Genomic DNA, 16,551 nt, shown 5'->3' with positions numbered 1-16,551 from the left:
GGTTCCCCGCGCCCCCGGGTGGGCCGCGCCCGCCCGCGCCTCAGGCCGCGCCGCCCTTCTGGTCGCGTTCCTCGTCGACGATCTCCGCGTCCACCACGCCCTCCTCGTCCTGCGGCGTGCCCTGCTCCTGGGCGGAGCCCGCCGTCGGCTGCTCCGCCTGGGCGTACATGGCCTGGCCCATCTTCTGGCTGACGGCGGCGAGTTTCTCGACGCCGGTGCGCAGGGCGGCGGTCTCGGCGTTCTGCTCGAGCAGTCCCTTCAGTTCCGTGACGGCGGAGTCGACCTCGGTGCGGGTCTCCGCGGGGATGCGGTCGCCGTTCTCGGTGACGAACCGTTCGGTCTGGTAGACGAGTTGCTCGGCCTGGTTGCGGGTCTCGGCGGACTCCCGGCGCCTGCGGTCCTCCTCGGCGTACTGCTCCGCCTCCCGCATCATGCGGTCGATGTCGTCCTTGGGGAGGGCGGAGCCGCCGGTGACGGTCATCTTCTGTTCGCGGCCGGTGGCCAGGTCCTTGGCGGAGACGTGCATGATCCCGTTGGCGTCGATGTCGAACGCGACCTCGATCTGCGGGATGCCGCGCGGCGCGGGCGGCAGGCCGGTGAGGTCGAAGGTGCCGAGCTTCTTGTTGTACGCGGCGATCTCGCGTTCGCCCTGGTAGACCTGGATGCCGACGGAGGGCTGGTTGTCGGCGGCGGTGGTGAAGATCTCCGAACGCCGGGTCGGGATCGTGGTGTTGCGCTCGATGAGCTTGGTCATGATGCCGCCCTTGGTCTCGATGCCGAGGGACAGCGGGGTGACGTCGAGGAGGAGTACGTCCTTCACGTCGCCGCGGATGACACCGGCCTGGAGCGCCGCGCCGACCGCCACGACCTCGTCGGGGTTGACGCCCTTGTGCGGGTCCTTGCCGGTCAGCTCGCGGACCAGTTCGGTGACCGCGGGCATCCGGGTGGAGCCGCCGACGAGGATGACGTGGTCGATCGCGGCGAGCTTGATCCCGGCGTCCTTGACGGCCTGGTGGAAGGGGGTCTTGCAGCGGTCGAGGAGGTCGGCGGTGAGTTCCTGGAACTGGGCGCGGGTGAGCTTCTCCTCCAGGTGGAGGGGGCCCTCGGCGGAGGCGGTGATGTAGGGCAGGTTGATCGAGGACTCCGAGGACGAGGACAGCTCGATCTTGGCCTTCTCGGCGCCCTCGCGCAGCCGCTGCACCGCCATCTTGTCGCCCGCGAGGTCGATGCCGTACTGCCCCTTGAACTTCTTCACGAGGTGGTCGACGATCCGCTGGTCCCAGTCGTCGCCGCCGAGGTGGGTGTCGCCGTTGGTGGCCTTGACCTCGATGACGCCCTCGCCGATCTCCAGGAGGGAGACGTCGAAGGTGCCGCCGCCGAGGTCGAAGACGAGGACGGTCTGCTCCTCGCCGCGGTCGAGGCCGTAGGCGAGGGCGGCGGCGGTCGGTTCGTTGATGATCCGCAGCACCTTCAGGCCCGCGATCTCCCCGGCCTCCTTGGTGGCCTGGCGCTGGGCGTCGTCGAAGTAGGCGGGGACGGTGATCACCGCGTCGGTGACGTCCTCGCCGAGATAGGACTCGGCGTCCCGCTTGAGCTTCTGCAGGACCCGCGCGGACAGTTCCTGGGCGCGGAAGCGGGTCCCGTCGACGGAGCCCTGGTCGGGGAAGCGCCAGTGCGCGTCGCCCATGTACCGCTTCACGGAGCGGGCGGTGCGTTCGACGTTGGTCACGGCCTGCCGCTTGGCGACCTCGCCGACCAGGACCTCGCCGTTCTTGGCGAAGGCCACGACCGAGGGTGTGGTCCTCGCGCCCTCCGCGTTGGCGACGACGGTGGGCTCGCCGCCCTCCAGGACGGCGACCACCGAGTTGGTGGTCCCCAGATCGATACCGACCGCGCGTCCCATCGCAGTCCCCTTCCGCGTCAGGGAGTGTCCGCCACTCCCTCCAGCACAAAACTTGAGTGGCCTCTTGTCAATGGCGCGTATGGGCTACCCGGGGGCCACGTCCTCTACAGCGGAGTACCCCGGTCGGCGCGGGTGTCGCGGCGCAGGGCGACGGCGTGCCGGGGGCGGTCGGTGACCAGGACGTCCACGCGGGGGTCGGCGAGGAAGGTGCGCAGGGCGGTGTCGTCGTTGACGGTCCACACCATGGTGTACAGGCGGTGCCGGGCGGCCTCGCGCAGCACGTTGGCGCGGGCCAGGCGCTGGTGCACGGCGACCCCGTGGGCGCCGCAGGCGCGCACCCGGCGCAGCGGGAACAGTTCGCTCAGCCGGGTCGCGGTCAGCCGGGAGGCGGCGATCTCCTTGCGGTCGCGGCCCAGGGACAGGACGGTGCGCACCTCGGGGAAGGCCCGGGTGATCTCGGCGACGGAGCGGTCCTCCAGGGTGGTGGCCACCAAGCCGTCGGCGCCGAGCAGGGTGACCGCGCGGTCGATCACCTCCCGCTCGTAGCCGGTCTCCTTCAGGTCGAGGTGCCCGGCCAGCTTCCCGGCGATCAGCGACATGACCTCGTCGACGACCGGCACCGGGTATCCCGCGCGGGCGCTCAGCTCGGCGTGGGTGATCTCGGACAGGAGCGGCCCGGTGTGCCGTACCCGGGGGTCGTGGTGGACGACGAGGACGCCGTCGGAGGTCCGGCGGATGTCGAACTCGACGTACTCCGCGCCGGAGGCGACCGCGTCCTCGTACGCCTGCCAGGTGGCGGCGCCGAAGCGCTCGGAGCCGCCGCGGTGGGCGGAGACGGCGGGGCCGGGCGGCACGGCGGTCAGCTCCCGGAGGGCGGGCGGGGCCCGGGCACCGGCAGGCGGGCCTCGTCGGGCGGGGTGAGCAGGGCGCCGGAGCGGCGGCCCGCGCGGCGCAGCAGCGCATAGCCGACGGCCGCCAGCGCCACGAAGGGCAGCCAGGCGAGCGCGTAGGCCGGTCCGTAGGCCTCCAGGTCGAGGATGGAGCGCCCCTCGTCGACGTCGGTGCCGTTGACGCCGAAGAACGCCAGCAGCAGCGTCGGCGGCAGGGCGATCAAGGTGGCCGCGGCGACCAGCGCGGAGACGGTGCGGTCGCGGCGTTCGTCGCGTTCGGCGAGGGCGGCGTCGAGGGCGGCGGAGCGGGCGTTGATGACGGAGGTCAGCCGCTCCACCATGCGGGCGGAGTTGTCCAGGCAGGCGCGGATGCCGAGGGCGTCGCCCAGGGAGGTCTGGAAGCCCTCCATGAGCATCTCCGGTACGAGGAGGCTGTCGACGTAGGCCTCCACGCCGAAGGCGAGGTCGAGCTGGAGTTCGTTGACCCCGGCCGACAGCCGGGAGATGAGGGCGCGGACCTCGGTGGGTGAGTCGACCGGTGCCTGTTCGTTGGCCCGCATCATGGCGAAGGCGGCCAGCCGGGTGCGCTGCAGGGCGGCCAGCGCGGAGACCAGGCCGAGGGCGACCAGCATCAGACCGTTCTCGACGTGCGGGGCCCAGCCCGCCTGGACGGAGACGCCGCGGCCGTGCGCGGACAGGGTCACGCCGTGGTGGTGCAGGTTGGGCGGCGGGGCCGTGGCGGCGCGCAGTCTGCCGCGGTAGATGATCTCGCCCAGGGGTCCGGCCAGCCGCTGCGGGTCGCCGCCGCGGGCGGCCGTGAGCAGGCCGTCGAGGAGCGGGCCACCGGGGAAGACGAGCTGGTGGACGTTCTGGCCGAAGGCCAGGGGCTCGGGCAGGGCGAGCCGTTCGCCCAGCACGGTCAGCAGCGGCCGGTCGTGCAGGGTGATCCGCTCCCGGTCGAAGCAGGTGGCCGCGAGCCACGCGGCGAGCGCGGCGGGCTCGGTGCGGTCGGTGAACTCGCAGTCCAGCAGGAGGGTGGCGTCCCCGCGCGGGGTGGTGACGAGGAGGATCCGCACGGCGGCGAGGGCCGGGTGCGCGTCACCGCCCGGCAGTGCCAGGGCGGCGGGCGCCGGGTGCTCGGACAGCACCGGTACGGGCAGCACCGCCTCGCTGGTCAGCAGGTGCGGCGCGAACCGGCCGAAGTCGTAGCCGTCGACGAGGCTGTCCGGGCGGGTCCGCGTGCCGTGCCCGGGGTCGATCCGGCCCGCGAGGCTGAACAGCAGCACGATCCTGGTGTGCGCGCGGGTGGCGGAGTCGAGCAGCGCCGCGTCGCCGACCGCGTCCGGCAGCATCGCACCATCCCTTCCCCACCGGTCGCTCACCCGGCTTGGATACCCGGCCCCTGCTCCGGCCGAACCCCGCCCTCGCGCGGGGCGGGGTTCGGCGGGGAGGTCAGACCAGCTTCGCGGAGAGCGTGATCGGTACGGCCTTCAGGGCCTGGCTGACCGGGCAGTTGACCTTGGCGTCCTCGGCGGCGGCGAGGAACGCCTCGCTCTCCATGCCGGGCACCGTGCCCTCGACGGTGAGGTGGATGCCGGTGATGCCCTCGCCCGGCTGGAAGTCGACGTCGGCCGAGGTGACCAGCTTGGTGGGCGGGTTGCCGCCCTTGGTGAGGATGTTGGAGAACGCCATGGAGAAGCAGCTGGAGTGGGCGGCGGCGATCAGTTCCTCGGGGCTGGTCTTGCCGTTGGCGTCCTGGGCGCGCGACGCCCACGTGACGGGCTGGTCGCCGATGGCGCCGGAGGAGTCGAAGGTGACGACTCCGTTGCCCTCGAGGAGATTGCCTTCCCAGACGGTGTGTGCGGAGCGCGTGGTGGCCACGGTTCTTCCTTTCGCAAGCCGGTGAGATTTCGCAAGCCGGTGAGACGTTCACAAGCCGTGAGGCGACCCCGGTGCCCGGGGTCCGGGAACCATCCGATCACATTCCAGCGCATCCCACGCACAACACCGGTGGAGCGGGCGCGGGTTCCGTGTGGTACGGGGCTCAGGCGGCGCGACGGTCCGGCTCGGCCTCGTCGACGGGCGCCTGGGGGCCGCATGCCTCCGTGAGCCAGCGGCGCAGTACGTGGTGGACCTGCTCGGCCCCGGCCAGCTCGGCGCCGTCGTCGGCCGGGTCGGAGAACACCAGCGGGGACAGCAGGAACGGTCTGCCCTGGGCGCCGCCGAGGCCGCCGTGCGAGCCGATCTGCTCCTCGAAGGCGAGGACTTCGCCGTCGGCCGGGTCGTGGAAGGAGTTGACCATGATGTCGGCGGTGTGCGGGAAGGCGTGGGTGCGGCGCACGGCGTCGGCGGCGCCCGGCCCGAACGGGGCGAGCGGCCCGGGGCGGTGGTCGAGGTCGGCGACCGGGATCTCGGCGCCGTACGCGCCCAGGACGACCCCGCCGTGGGTCTCGCTGCGCACCAGCAGGAAGCCGATGCCGGGGTGGTTGGCGAGGGTGGTCAGCAGCGCGGGGTGGCGGGCGTCGATCTCCTCCTTGGTCATCCGGTGGGAGACGTCCGGGAAGGAGACCAGGCCGAGGTTGCCGGAAGCGAGCACGATCGGTTCGGAGCGGCGGGCGGGCCGGTACTCCTCGTCGCCCCGGTCGACCCGGATGCGCAGCGCGGCCCGCACCGCGGCCCGTGCCTCGGCGCCGCTGTGGGTGCGCCGGGCCCGGCGCGGCACGGGCAGCCCGCAGCCCGCCCGCACCAGGTCGCCCAGGGTGAGGCCGTAGCGGGCGCGGAAGGTCTCGCCGGGGCTCTGGCCGTGGTCGGACAGGACGACGATCCGGTACGGGCGGGGCGCGTGCTCGGCGACCTTCTCGATCAGTGCGAGCGCCCGGTCCAGGCGCTGCAGGACCTTCTCGGCGTCCCGGCTCATCGGCCCGGAGTGGTGCGCCACCTCGTCGTACGCCACCAGGTCGGCGTAGACGGAGGTGCGCCCGGCGAGCATGTCGCCCATCACCGCGGCGACGACGACGTCCCGTTCGACGACGGTGGCGAAGGCCCGCACGAAGGGGTAGAGGCCGCCGCGGGAGACCCGGGGGCGCTGCTTGCGCAGGCGGGCCCGGGTGGACTGGCCGATCTCGCGGCCGACCTCGGCGACGAAGGACAGGGCGGTGCGCACCGCGTTGGCGGGGTCGGAGAAGTAGGCGAAGTAGCCCGCGCGGGAGCGGGTCTCGCGGCTGCGCCGCCGGGTGGCGATGGACAGCACCAGGGCCTGCTCGTCGGCGCCGCCGCTGAAGAGGTTGCCGCGGGAGGCGCCGTCGGCGCCGAGCAGTCCGCCGTCACCGGTGCGCGCGACCGCGCGGCGCTGGAGTTCGGCGGCGCTGGTGGGGCGGTTGCAGACCATCACCTCGCGGGTGTCCTTCTCGTACCAGCGGAAGGCGGGGACGTCGTAGCTGGAGCCGTGCAGGATGCCGAGCTGGCTGGCGCCGGTCTGGCTGGACCAGTCGGTGCGCCAGGGGGTGAGGCGGTGGGAGGCGTGCTGGCCGGGGCCGCCGAGCCAGCGGGCGACGGTCGGCATCAGGTTCTTGCCGACCGCGTCCAGCAGGACGTCGTGGCCGACGCCGTCGAACTGGAGGAAGACGGTGCCGGGGCTGGCGGGGCCCGGCGGCAGGGAGCGGCGGCGGCGGTCGGAGAGGCGGTACAGGCGGCGCCGGTAGGCGTCGTCGTCGCGCACGGCCAGGGCGGCGCCGGTGGCGGAGGCGACGGCGGACATCACGGCGGCGACGACCACGGCGGTCTCGGGGGCGGCGGCGCCGTGTTCGCCGGGGTTGGGGTTGAGGCGCAGCGCGAGCAGCAGCAGCGCGCCGTTGAGGAAGAACACCAGCAGGCCGAGCACCAGGGCGGGCACCAGCAGCAGCAGCCGTACCATCAGCGGCCAGACCAGGGCCGACAGCAGACCGAACGCCCCGGCGCCGAACGCGGCCGTGACGGCGATGTCGGTGGCGCTGTCGCCGTCGGCCGAGCGCAGCCGGAAGTCGGGCAGGATCCCGGCGAGGACGAGCATGGTGACCGTGGAGACGGCCCACACCGTGACGCTCCGCCCGACCTGACTGGCCACCCGCCGCCAACGCCCGCCCAGCACGCCCCGTACACCTCACGTCCCGGCCCGTCATCGGCGCGGGCCCGTACCCAGCGTGTCACACCGCCCGGCGAAACAGGGCGCGCGGCCGGTGCGGGGGCCCGATCGTCAGCGGCCGTCGTACCCGGCCGTCGGCATCGACAGCCGCCGGTGCACACAGGCCTTCATCCGGGCGTCGTAGGACGGTTCGGCCGACCCGACGGTCTCCACGCGGACCCCGCGCCGGGCGCACTCGGCGGTGAACGCCGCCACGTCCGACAGGGCGTTGGCCAGCACCCGGTCGCTGGGCGCCACGAACACGTCGGTGCCCGGCCGTACCCCGTCCCACAGGACGCCGTGGTCCGGCCGCAGGCCGCGCACCAGCAGCTCACGGACGACCACATAGCCGTGCTCGGCGGCCCAGCGGGCGCACATCGCGTGCTGGCTGCGGGAGTCCACCAGGAAGGGATCGGCGTCCAGTTCCTGGAGCGGGGTCAGGCTGGCGATGGCCGTGACGCGGACCCGACCCGCGGAATGTCCCATGGCGTCCCCCTCACCTCCGGCTTTCGCCGCTGACCCTACTCCTGCCCGTAGGCTTCGGGGAGTCGCGCGAAGGAGGCAAAGAGGTGCCGGTGGAGATCACCTGGTGGGGCCATGCCACCTGCGCGGTGGAGGACTCGAACGTGCGCCTGCTGACCGACCCCCTGTTCGCGCGGCGGCTGGCACACCTGCGGCGCCGCCGCGGCGCGCTGCCGCCGCCCGCCGCCCGGCGCGCGGACGTCGCCCTGGTCTCCCACCTGCACGCCGACCACCTTCATGTGCCGTCGCTGTCCCGGCTCGCGCCCGGCACGCGCCTGCTCGTGCCCCGGGGCGCCCCCCGTGCCGTGCCGGGACTGCGCCGCCTCACCCATCTGCGCCTGACCGAGATGGCGCCGGGCGACGAGACGACGGTCGGGGCGCTGACGATACGGGCGGTGCCCGCGCTGCACGACGGGCGGCGGCTGCCGGTCGGGCGGCACCGCTCCCCCGCCCTCGGGTTCGTGGTGCAGGGCGAGGCGCGGACGTACTTCGCCGGGGACACCGGGCTGTTCGACTCGATGGCCGAGGAGGTCGGGCGGGTCGACGTGGCGCTGCTGCCGGTGGGCGGCTGGGGACCGTACCTCGGCGACGGCCATCTGGACCCCGGGCGGGCGGCCGAGGCGCTGGCCCGGCTCGCGCCGGGGGTCGCGGTGCCGGTGCACTACGGCACGTACTGGCCGATCGGGCTGGACGCGATACGCCCGCACGAGTTCCACGCGCCGGGCGACGAGTTCGCGCGGCTGGCGGCCGAGCGGGCGCCGGGGGTCGCGGTGCACCGGCTGGGGCACGGGGAGCGACTACGGCTGGAGGTCGCGCGGTGAGCTGGCTCGCGGTGGCCCCGGCGACGACGACCCCGGACTCCGCCCAGGTGATCGGGTATCCGTCGCTGTTCCTGCTGGTGCTCATCGGGGCGCTGGTGCCGGTGGTGCCGACGGGGGCGCTGGTCAGTTCGGCGGCGGTGGTGGCGTTCCACCGGGCGGCGCCGGTGTCGATGGCGCTGGTGTTCGCCACGGCGGCGCTGGCCGCGTTCCTCGGCGACGTCACGCTGTACTGGCTGGGGCGGCGTGGCATGCGGTCGAGGAACGGGTCGCGGTGGCTGGAGGCGATCCGGTCGCGGGCGCCGGAGGACCGGCTGTCGCAGGCGCAGGCGAAGCTGTCCGAGCACGAGGTGGCGGTGTTGGTGCTGTCGCGTCTCGTTCCTGCCGGGCGGATTCCGGTGATGCTGGCGTGTCTGTTGGCGCGGTGGCCGCTGCGGAGGTTCGTGCGGGGGAACTTTCCGGCCTGCCTGGCGTGGGCGTTGACGTATCAGTTGATCGGGGTGCTCGGGGGGTCGTTGTTTCCGGAGCCGTGGGAGGGGGTGGTGGCCGCGGTGGTGCTGACCGTGCTCATCAGCGCGGCGCCGGGGGTCTGGCGGCGGCTGCGAGGAGCTGGCGCGGGCTGAGTGCCGGGGCCGGTGCGTTGTGGTTGCTCGCACGGTTCCCCGCGCCCCTCAGGCCAACGCGCCTCCGTCGGACAGGGTGCGGGAGCCTCCTACCGGGAGGTCCCACAGGTCGGCCCGGCTGAGGCCTGCTTCCTTCCATGCCCTGCGCACCCTGGTCAAGGGCTCCAGAACCGGTTCCGCCGACAGGACGAACGTCGCCCAGTGCATGGGGGCCATGCGGTGGGCGCCGAGGTCCTGGGTGGCCTGGACCGCCTCCTCGGGGTCGCAGTGGACGTCGCTGAGCCACCAGCGGGGGTTGTAGGCGCCGATGGGAAGCAGGGCGAGGTCGATGCCGGGGTAGCGCTGGCCGATGCGGGTGAACCAGTGGCCGTAGCCGGTGTCGCCCGCGAAGTAGACGCGGCGGCCGTCGGGGGCGGTGAGGACCCAGCCGCCCCACAGGCTGCGGCAGGTGTCGGTGAGGGTGCGCTTGGACCAGTGGTGGGAGGGCACGAAGTCGAGGCGGACGCCGCGCAGGGCGGCCCCCTCCCACCAGTCCAGCTCGGTGACCTGGGTGAAGCGGCGGCGGCGGAACCAGACGCCGAGCCCGGCCGGGACGAAGACGGGGGTGTCGCGCGGGAGGCGGCGCAGGGTGGGGGCGTCCAGGTGGTCGTAGTGGTTGTGGCTGATGACGACCGCGTCGACGCGCGGGAGTTCGTCCCAGGGGACGCCCACGGGGGTGATGCGGGCCGGGGTGCCGAGGATGCGGCGGGACCAGACGGGGTCGGTGAGGATGGTGAGCCCGCCGATGCCCAGCACCCAGCTGGCGTGTCCGGCCCAGGTGACGGCGACGGTGCGGGCGTCGACGTGGGGGACGCGGCCGGGCTGGTAGGGCAGCCGGGGGATGTCGGCGAGGCCCGCGCGGCCGGGGCGTACGGCGCCCTCGCGGGCGAAGCGGGCGAAGGCCTTCAGGCCGGGCAGCGGGGCGGTCAGCCGGTCGTGGAAGGTGCGCGGCCAGACCCGGACTTCGCCCAGCGGGCGGGGTTCGGCGAGCGGCGGGAACGGCGTCAGGGGTGCGGGGAGGGACGGTGCCGGGTCGTCGGTGCGCGGCGGGTGCTCGGTGTCCTGGGTGCTGGTGGTGCTGGCCGACTCGGACTGCTGCGTCATCGAGGAGACTCCCGTCGCTGAGCGTCGTCGCTGAGGTCGTCGAAGACCGCCTTCACATGGGTCAACGCGCGTTGCACATGGGGCATTTCCAGTGGCTCGGGAGAGCCGAGGCATGCGGCGCGCTCGGCGTCGGTACGGCCCAGCAGCGGGCCGGTGGACAGCCGTACGCGCAGCCCGGCGAGGGCGTCGCCGAAGCGGTGGCCGCCGGGGGCGGGCATGCCGAGCCGGGCGGTGAGGAAGTCCTCGAGTTCCTGGGCGTCGCCGACGCCGTGCGCGGCGAGCGCGGGCCGCAGCGGGGCGAGGTCGGCGTAGAGGTGGCGGCCCGCCCGCGGGGGCAGGGCGAGGGCGCCCGCGGCGACGACGGCGTGGTGCGCGGCGGCGGCCACGCGCGCGTGCAGTCGTACGGCGGCGGTGACGCGGCCGGTGACCTGGGGCGGCTCGGTCAGCGCGAGCGTGGCCGCGGCGGCGACCGGTGCGGCCACGCGGCCGTCGAGCGCGGTGAGGACGTCCAGCACGCGCGCGTGGAGGCCGTCCCCGGTGTCACCGGCGGGGAAGCGGGCGACGGCGGCGGGCCAGCCGGGCGGCAGCAGCGCACCGGCCAGGTCGGTGACGACGGTGACCCGGTCGGGCAGCATCTCGGCGGGGCTCAGCAGCACCGTGTCGTGCGGGTCGTGCAGGGTGTCGCGCCAGGTCTCGTCGCTGACCAGGTGCAGTCCCTCGCCGGTGGCGGCCTCGACGGTCTCGTGCAGCAGCTCGGGCGGGGCGACCGTGCCCGTCGGGTCGTCGGCGACCGACAGCACGAGCAGCCGGGGGTCGCCACCCTCGGCGCGCACCCGGCGCACGGTCTCCAGCAGGGCGTACGGGTCGGGGACGCCGCCGCACTCGGCGGGGGTCGCCACATGGAAGACGGGTCTGCCGAGCAGGCGCGCGTACGGCGCCCACCAGGCGGCGCAGGGCCGGGGCACCAGGACGTCGCCGCCGAGCGCGGCGGTCAGCGCGAGCAGCAGGGAGGGGGCGCCGGGTCCGGCCACCGCGGCGGCGGGCACGGTGGGCAGTCCGCGCCGTTCCCAGTAGCCGCAGGCCGCCTCCAGCAGGGCGGGCCCGCCCCCGGCCGGTTCCCCGTCGGAGCGGTGCGCCGCGGCGGCCAGGGCGGCGGCGAGGTCGGGGACCACGGGCAGGCCGTCCCCGGGGGGCGGTGGCCCGAAGCGGACGGGGCCGTGGCCTTCCGGTTCCGCCCGCATGCGCACCTCCGCGCTCGCTGTGGTCGTGTCACCGGCACGCCACCGGCCGCCGTGGGACCGGTGGGCCGTACGGTGCGGGACGTGCTCTCGCGCTGTGAGTACCCAGGACGGTGCCCCGTCAGGCGCCCGCGGTCGGCTCCTTGCGCCGCACCCGGTAGACCGCGGCGCCGAGGGCTCCCGCGACCAGTAGACCTCCGGTGGCCAGCGCGGGCAGCGAGTCGGTGAACGTGCCGCCCTCACCGGCGTGCACCCCGTGCTTGGGGCCCGTGCCGTGGCAGGGGGTGTGGTGCGGCGACGGGCAGGGCTTGGGGGTGTGCGTGCCCCCGCCGCCGCCCGCGTGGGTCACCGTGAAGGTCGCGCTCCACTGCTTGCCCCGACCGCCGGGCGGCGCCGGGCAGGTCCCGTCGACGGACCACGCGGAGTCGGGGCCGACCGCGTTGGGGCCGCCCTCGAAGTTCCCGGGGGGCGCGATCTTGGCGGTGCCCCGGTAGGCGGGCCCGGTCCTGGTGTCGAGGGTGGTGGGCACCTGTTCCAGTTCGACGGTGCCCTCCTCGAACGCCTGGGAGGTCGCCTCGATGGTCGCGGGCGCGGGCCCGCCGAGCGGATCGCAGGACACGGAGATGGTGAGCGTCCCGCCCGGCCGGACCGCCGCGGGACTCACCTCCGCGGTCGGCTCCGCGGACACGGCGGATATGCCGCAGGTCAACGCCGTACCGGAGAGTGCGACGACGGACATGACACGGGCGGTACGGCGCATGGGAGGGACTCCTTAGACCGGTGCGCGATGACAGAGCCATCACAACCCGCCCAAGGGAAGTCGGCAGCGACAGCACAGCCAACGGAGTGACAGCCGCCCCAGAGGGGCGCGGGGCTGTGTCGATATGCGGCTCCGCCGCGGTGGGCGTGCCCAGCCCTCGCCATCGATATGCAGCCGCCGCGTGGGCGTGACCCGCCCCCGACATCGATATGCGGCTCCGCCGCGTGGGCGCGGGCTGGCTGGAGATCCAGGTGGACCCGGCGACGAATGGGCAACCACCCCCTACGCGACCCCCCGCAGAACCTCCTCCCGCACCCGGTCGCAGCACCGGCTGATCAGCCGCGACACATGCATCTGCGAGATCCCCATCCGCTCCGCGATCCGGCTCTGCGTCATGTCCCCGAAGAACCGCATGTAGAGAATCTCCCGCTCCCGCTCCGGCAGCGCCGCCAGCCGCGGCTTCACCGCCTCACGGTCGACCACCGTGTCCAGCGCGGGATCGGGCGACCCGAGGGCGTCGCTCAGCGAGTACCCGTCGTCGCTGCCCGGCAGCTCCGCGTCCAGGGACAGCGTGCTGAAGCTCTCCAGCGCCTCCAGGCCGGTGCGTACGTCGTCCTCGCTGAGGTCGGCCCGCGCGGCGATCTCGGCGACGGTCGGCTGCCGCCCGATGGCGGTCTGAGCCAGTTCCTGGGAGGCGAACCGCACCCGGTTGCGCAGCTCCTGCACCCGGCGGGGCACGTGCAGGGTCCACATGTGGTCGCGGAAGTGCCGCTTGATCTCACCGGTGACGGTGGGCACGGCGTAGCTCTCGAACGCGTTGCCACGCCCGGGGTCGTAGCGGTCGACGGCCTTGACCAGGCCGAGGGCGGCCACCTGGCGCAGGTCCTCGTAGGGCTCGCCGCGGCTGCGGAAGCGTCCGGCGATGCGTTCGGCCATGGGCAGCCAGGCCTCGACGATACGGCCGCGCAGGGCGTCGCGTTCGGCGCCGGGGGGCAGTCCGGCGAGGCGGCGGAAGGATTCGGTGGTGTCGGGGGCGTCGTCGTGCGGGTGGTTCCGCGTCTTCGCTGGGCTTCGCATGGTGCGGGCAACTCCCTTGGACCGTGCTCGGGAATGGGACGGTCACCGCGGGAGCGCGCGGGCCGGACCGGGCGCACGTGGGGCCATGACGGGCCGCTCCCACGGACGTGCCTGCTGTCCGAAGCACTGGGAAGCGCCTGCCCGACGCCCTGCCGGGCAAACACCTCAAGGTTTCCGTCCGTGCCCGGAGGGTGACTCGTCACGTGCTTCCCGTGCCGTTCTCCCTGGAGGTTCCTCCATGAGCACCAAGGTCTCCGACCACGTTCTGCAGCGGCTGCGCGAGTGGGGTGTGGAGCAAGTCTTCGGCTACCCGGGCGACGGCATCAACGGTCTGCTCGCGGCCTGGGGCCGCGCCGACGACCACCCGCGCTTCATCCAGTCCCGGCACGAGGAGATGTCCGCGTTCCAGGCGGTCGGCTACGCCAAGTTCAGCGGCCGGGTCGGGGTGTGCGCGGCGACGTCGGGGCCGGGGGCGATCCACCTGCTGAACGGCCTGTACGACGCCAAGCTGGACCATGTGCCGGTGGTGGCGATCGTCGGCCAGACGCACCGCACCGCGATGGGCGGCTCCTACCAGCAGGAGGTCGATCTGCACACCCTGTTCAAGGACGTCGCCTCGGAGTTCGTGGAGACGGTGACGGTGCCCGAGCAGTTGCCGAACGTGCTGGACCGGGCGATGCGCACGGCGTACGCGCGCCGCTGCCCGACGGCCGTGATCATCCCCGGCGACGTGCAGGAGCTGGACTACTCGCCGCCGACGCACGAGTTCAAGATGGTGCCCTCCAGCCTGGACACCAGTGCCTATACGGCGCTCCCCTCCGACGACGCGCTCCGGCGGGCGGCGGAGGTCCTCAACGCCGGTGACAAGGTGGCGATCCTGGTCGGCCAGGGCGCGTCCGGCGCACGGCACGAGGTGGAGCGGATCGCCGAACTGCTGGGCGCCGGGGTGGCGAAGGCGCTGCTCGGCAAGGACGCCCTCAGCGACGAACTGCCGTATGTCACCGGCTCGATCGGGCTGCTCGGCACGCGTCCGTCGTACGAGCTGATGCGGGACTGCGACACGCTGCTGACCATCGGTTCGTCCTTCCCGTACGCGCAGTTCCTGCCGGAGTTCGGCAAGGCGCGCGGGGTGCAGATCGACATCGACCCGCACATGATCGGGATGCGCTACCCGTACGAGGTGAATCTGGTCGGCGACGCGAAGGAGACGTTGCAGCGGCTGATGCCGCTCCTGGACACCGACCGTGGGCGCGAGTGGTTCGACACGGTGTGCGCGAACACGGCGCGCTGGCGGGACGTCTTGGAGCGGCGGGCGGAGCTGTCGGCCGATCCGATCAACCCCGAGTACGTGGCGCGGGCGCTCGACCCGCTGCTGCCGGGCGACGCGATCGTCACCTCCGACTCCGGGTCCACGGCGAACTGGTACGCCCGGCACCTGACGATGCGCACGGGCATGCGCGGGTCGCTGTCCGGCACGCTGGCGACGATGGGCTGCGGGGTGCCGTACGCGATCGGGGCGAAGTTCGCCCATCCGGACCGGCCCGTGATCGCGCTGGTCGGGGATGGCGCGATGCAGATGAACGGGCTGGCGGAGCTGATCACCGCGGCGAAGTACCAGGACCGCTGGGAGGACCGGCGGCTGGTGGTCGGGGTGTGGAACAACCACGACCTGAACCAGGTGACATGGGAGCTGCGGGCCATGGGCGGGGCGCCGTCGTTCCTGCCGTCGCAGGAGCTGCCGGACGTGCAGTACGCGGCGTTCGCCCGCTCGCTGGGTCTGACCGGCATCCGGGTGGAGAAGCCGCAGGACGTGGAGGCGGGCTGGCGCGCCGGTCTGGAGGCGGACGGGCCCGCGGTGATCGAGTTCCTCACCGATCCCGCCGTGCCGCCGGTACCGCCGCACGCGACCTGGGAGCAGATGGAGGCCACGGCCGCGTCGCTCCTCAAGGGCGACGCCGACCGCGGCTCGGTGATCAAGCAGGGCTTCAAGGCGAAGATGCAGGAGTTCCTGCCGGGCCGGGAGAAGCGGCGGGAGGAGCGGTAGGCGGGCGGGGCGTGCCCCGCTCGTCCTGTCCTCCGGGCTCTCCCGGCAGTACCAGCTCCTCGTAGCGGCCCAGCGCCAGCACGACGCCGAGCAGCAGGAGCGGAAGGAGCACAGCGAGTACCGCCATGGTGTCCGTCCTTGCCGGATGCCGTGTGGGGGGCGCGGTCCGGGTCTCCTGGTCACGGCGGGACAAACCCGGCGGCAACACAAACCCGGCAGTCCTGTGTCGGCCCCCCGTCGACGGGTACGCGGTGCGCACTCCCGAAGGTCTGGAGGAGACATGCAGCGAGGCAGTGACCGGCTGAACGTCCATCGGGACGACGAGATGAAGCACGAACTCCAAGGTCTGCTCAGGTCGGGGCACCCCACCCGCACGGAGGAGTGGCACGACCCCGAGCCCGGCGCCGACGACGACCCGCGGCTGGCGGGCGGCCCGGCGATGGGCTCGCTGGAGGAGGCCCGGCTGGAGCTGGCCCGGGTACTGGGCCGCACCTCGTTCCCGGCGGGCCCGGTCGAGCTGATGGGCGTACTGCGCCGCAACCACGCCCCGGACGCCCTGATCGAGCCGCTGGAGCGGCTGCCGCGCAAGGCCCGCTACGGCAATGTGCAGGAGCTGGCCGAGGCCCTGACGGGACCGGAACGGTCGGCACACACCCCACGGGAGGAGCCGCGATGACGGCGGACTACGTACGTGAGGTGATGACACCGGGCGTGGTCGCGGTGCGCCCGGACGCCTCGGTGGTGGAGGCGGCGCAGCTGATGCGCGCCCAGGACATCGGGGACGTGGTGGTGGCCGACGGCCAGCATGTCGTCGGGATGCTCACCGACCGTGACATAGCGGTGCGCGCGGTCGCCGAGGGCGCCGACCCGCTGACCGTGAGCGTGGCGTCGGTGTGCACGCCGGATCCGTATCTGGTGGCCCCGGAGGACCCGGTGTCCACGGCGGTGGCGCTGATGCGGGAGAAGGCGGTACGGCGGCTGCCGGTCGTCGAGGACGGCCTGCCGGTGGGGATGGTCAGCCTCGGCGACCTCGCGGAGGCACAGGACCCGGAGAGCGTGCTGGCCGACATCAGCCGGGCCGCGCCGGACGAGACCGGCCCGCTGGGGCGGGGCACCCGGGGCGGCGCGTGAGGGCAGGCCAGGCCCGGCGGATCGCCGCCACCGGCGTCACCGACGACGTCGGTGCGGCGACCGCCCGGTTTCTGCTGTACGGGCTGCTGCACGTCCCCGGTCTCGCGGACTGGGCGATGCACCGGCGTGTCTGCACGCCGATCAGGTGAAGTCCCTGCTGCGCGGGGGCCGCGGCGATCGGGGCGTGCGTGGTCCTGCCGTACGGCGAGGAGCCGGTGCGCGCCGCGTGCGCGCGGGCAGGGC

At 73.8% G+C, this 16,551-nt stretch carries 16 protein-coding genes; 6 read left to right on the top strand and 10 right to left on the bottom strand.

Annotated elements, in window-relative coordinates; all coding sequences use genetic code 11:
• Positions 1-40 precede the first annotated feature (40 nt).
• The 6 genes from dnaK to ACFVQG_RS05455 all read right to left on the bottom strand — a co-directional run bounded on the left by dnaK (position 41) and on the right by ACFVQG_RS05455 (position 7,438).
• The gene (gene dnaK, locus ACFVQG_RS05480) at positions 41-1,903 is read right to left on the bottom strand and encodes a molecular chaperone DnaK (RefSeq protein WP_383377135.1); all 1,863 of its coding nucleotides are present in this window, start codon (positions 1,901-1,903) and stop codon (positions 41-43) included.
• Positions 1,904-2,007: 104 nt separating this feature from the next.
• Complete coding sequence (locus tag ACFVQG_RS05475; RefSeq protein WP_383377133.1) at positions 2,008-2,757, bottom strand: glycerophosphodiester phosphodiesterase family protein; 750 nt, start codon at positions 2,755-2,757, stop codon at positions 2,008-2,010.
• Positions 2,758-2,762: 5 nt separating this feature from the next.
• Positions 2,763-4,145 (bottom strand): hypothetical protein, encoded by a 1,383-nt coding sequence (locus ACFVQG_RS05470; protein WP_383377129.1) that lies wholly within the window; start codon positions 4,143-4,145, stop codon positions 2,763-2,765.
• 100 nt (positions 4,146-4,245) lie between these two features.
• The gene (locus ACFVQG_RS05465; RefSeq protein ID WP_383377128.1) at positions 4,246-4,674 is read right to left on the bottom strand and encodes an OsmC family protein; all 429 of its coding nucleotides are present in this window, start codon (positions 4,672-4,674) and stop codon (positions 4,246-4,248) included.
• A gap of 163 nt (positions 4,675-4,837) precedes the next feature.
• Positions 4,838-6,919 carry a phage holin family protein gene (locus tag ACFVQG_RS05460; RefSeq protein WP_383377126.1) on the bottom strand — a complete coding sequence of 694 codons (2,082 nt, stop codon included), beginning with the start codon at positions 6,917-6,919 and terminating at the stop codon, positions 4,838-4,840.
• Positions 6,920-7,024: 105 nt separating this feature from the next.
• The gene (locus tag ACFVQG_RS05455) at positions 7,025-7,438 is read right to left on the bottom strand and encodes a hypothetical protein (RefSeq protein ID WP_383377124.1); all 414 of its coding nucleotides are present in this window, start codon (positions 7,436-7,438) and stop codon (positions 7,025-7,027) included.
• Positions 7,439-7,521: 83 nt separating this feature from the next.
• On the opposite strand from ACFVQG_RS05455, the gene ACFVQG_RS05450 reads away from it, so the two are divergent.
• On the top strand, positions 7,522-8,295 hold the full coding sequence (locus tag ACFVQG_RS05450) for an MBL fold metallo-hydrolase (protein WP_383377122.1): 774 nt from the start codon (positions 7,522-7,524) through the stop codon (positions 8,293-8,295).
• The gene (locus ACFVQG_RS05445; RefSeq protein WP_383377120.1) at positions 8,292-8,915 is read left to right on the top strand and encodes a DedA family protein; all 624 of its coding nucleotides are present in this window, start codon (positions 8,292-8,294) and stop codon (positions 8,913-8,915) included. The genes ACFVQG_RS05450 and ACFVQG_RS05445 overlap by 4 nt, the downstream gene beginning before the upstream one ends.
• Before the next feature lie 48 nt (positions 8,916-8,963).
• On the opposite strand, the gene ACFVQG_RS05440 is transcribed toward ACFVQG_RS05445, so the two are convergent.
• From ACFVQG_RS05440 to ACFVQG_RS05425, 4 genes are all read right to left on the bottom strand, one after another.
• The gene (locus ACFVQG_RS05440) at positions 8,964-10,058 is read right to left on the bottom strand and encodes an MBL fold metallo-hydrolase (RefSeq protein WP_383377118.1); all 1,095 of its coding nucleotides are present in this window, start codon (positions 10,056-10,058) and stop codon (positions 8,964-8,966) included.
• The gene (locus ACFVQG_RS05435) at positions 10,055-11,299 is read right to left on the bottom strand and encodes an aminotransferase class I/II-fold pyridoxal phosphate-dependent enzyme (RefSeq protein ID WP_383377116.1); all 1,245 of its coding nucleotides are present in this window, start codon (positions 11,297-11,299) and stop codon (positions 10,055-10,057) included. Before ACFVQG_RS05435 ends, ACFVQG_RS05440 begins: the two co-directional genes overlap by 4 nt.
• A 118-nt stretch (positions 11,300-11,417) precedes the next feature.
• Positions 11,418-12,035: a hypothetical protein gene (locus tag ACFVQG_RS05430; RefSeq protein ID WP_383377114.1), complete on the bottom strand. Its 618-nt coding sequence runs from the start codon at positions 12,033-12,035 to the stop codon at positions 11,418-11,420.
• A 303-nt stretch (positions 12,036-12,338) separates the two neighbouring features.
• Positions 12,339-13,133, bottom strand: a complete 795-nt coding sequence (locus ACFVQG_RS05425; protein ID WP_383377113.1) for an RNA polymerase sigma factor SigF — start codon at positions 13,131-13,133, stop codon at positions 12,339-12,341.
• A 238-nt stretch (positions 13,134-13,371) separates the two neighbouring features.
• Here ACFVQG_RS05425 and ACFVQG_RS05420 point away from each other — a divergent pair, with 238 nt between their 5' ends.
• From ACFVQG_RS05420 to ACFVQG_RS05405, 4 genes are all read left to right on the top strand, one after another.
• On the top strand, positions 13,372-15,177 hold the full coding sequence (locus ACFVQG_RS05420) for a thiamine pyrophosphate-requiring protein (RefSeq protein ID WP_383377111.1): 1,806 nt from the start codon (positions 13,372-13,374) through the stop codon (positions 15,175-15,177).
• Positions 15,178-15,457: 280 nt separating this feature from the next.
• Positions 15,458-15,853, top strand: a complete 396-nt coding sequence (locus tag ACFVQG_RS05415) for a DUF2795 domain-containing protein (RefSeq protein ID WP_383377109.1) — start codon at positions 15,458-15,460, stop codon at positions 15,851-15,853.
• Positions 15,850-16,308 (top strand): CBS domain-containing protein, encoded by a 459-nt coding sequence (locus tag ACFVQG_RS05410; protein WP_383377107.1) that lies wholly within the window; start codon positions 15,850-15,852, stop codon positions 16,306-16,308. The genes ACFVQG_RS05415 and ACFVQG_RS05410 overlap by 4 nt, the downstream gene beginning before the upstream one ends.
• Complete coding sequence (locus tag ACFVQG_RS05405; RefSeq protein WP_383377105.1) at positions 16,305-16,457, top strand: hypothetical protein; 153 nt, start codon at positions 16,305-16,307, stop codon at positions 16,455-16,457. The genes ACFVQG_RS05410 and ACFVQG_RS05405 overlap by 4 nt, the downstream gene beginning before the upstream one ends.
• Positions 16,458-16,551: the final 94 nt, after the last annotated feature.

It is taken from the genome of Streptomyces sp. NPDC057877 (assembly GCF_042796855.1).
In the GTDB taxonomy this organism is placed as follows: Bacteria; Actinomycetota; Actinomycetes; order Streptomycetales; family Streptomycetaceae; genus Streptomyces.
This window is presented reverse-complemented; position numbering and strand designations above follow the sequence as displayed.

What these genes read in the sequence shown, in the direction of transcription:
- dnaK (WP_383377135.1), bottom strand. Translation starts at nt 1,903, where the DNA reads ATGGGACGCGCGGTCGGTATCGATCTGGGGACCACCAACTCGGTGGTC.
- ACFVQG_RS05470 (WP_383377129.1), bottom strand. Translation starts at nt 4,145, where the DNA reads ATGCTGCCGGACGCGGTCGGCGACGCGGCGCTGCTCGACTCCGCCACC.
- ACFVQG_RS05455 (WP_383377124.1), bottom strand. Translation starts at nt 7,438, where the DNA reads ATGGGACATTCCGCGGGTCGGGTCCGCGTCACGGCCATCGCCAGCCTG.
- ACFVQG_RS05440 (WP_383377118.1), bottom strand. Translation starts at nt 10,058, where the DNA reads ATGACGCAGCAGTCCGAGTCGGCCAGCACCACCAGCACCCAGGACACC.
- ACFVQG_RS05435 (WP_383377116.1), bottom strand. Translation starts at nt 11,299, where the DNA reads ATGCGGGCGGAACCGGAAGGCCACGGCCCCGTCCGCTTCGGGCCACCG.
- ACFVQG_RS05430 (WP_383377114.1), bottom strand. Translation starts at nt 12,035, where the DNA reads ATGTCCGTCGTCGCACTCTCCGGTACGGCGTTGACCTGCGGCATATCC.
- ACFVQG_RS05425 (WP_383377113.1), bottom strand. Translation starts at nt 13,133, where the DNA reads ATGCGAAGCCCAGCGAAGACGCGGAACCACCCGCACGACGACGCCCCC.
- ACFVQG_RS05420 (WP_383377111.1), top strand. Translation starts at nt 13,372, where the DNA reads ATGAGCACCAAGGTCTCCGACCACGTTCTGCAGCGGCTGCGCGAGTGG.
- ACFVQG_RS05415 (WP_383377109.1), top strand. Translation starts at nt 15,458, where the DNA reads ATGCAGCGAGGCAGTGACCGGCTGAACGTCCATCGGGACGACGAGATG.
- ACFVQG_RS05410 (WP_383377107.1), top strand. Translation starts at nt 15,850, where the DNA reads ATGACGGCGGACTACGTACGTGAGGTGATGACACCGGGCGTGGTCGCG.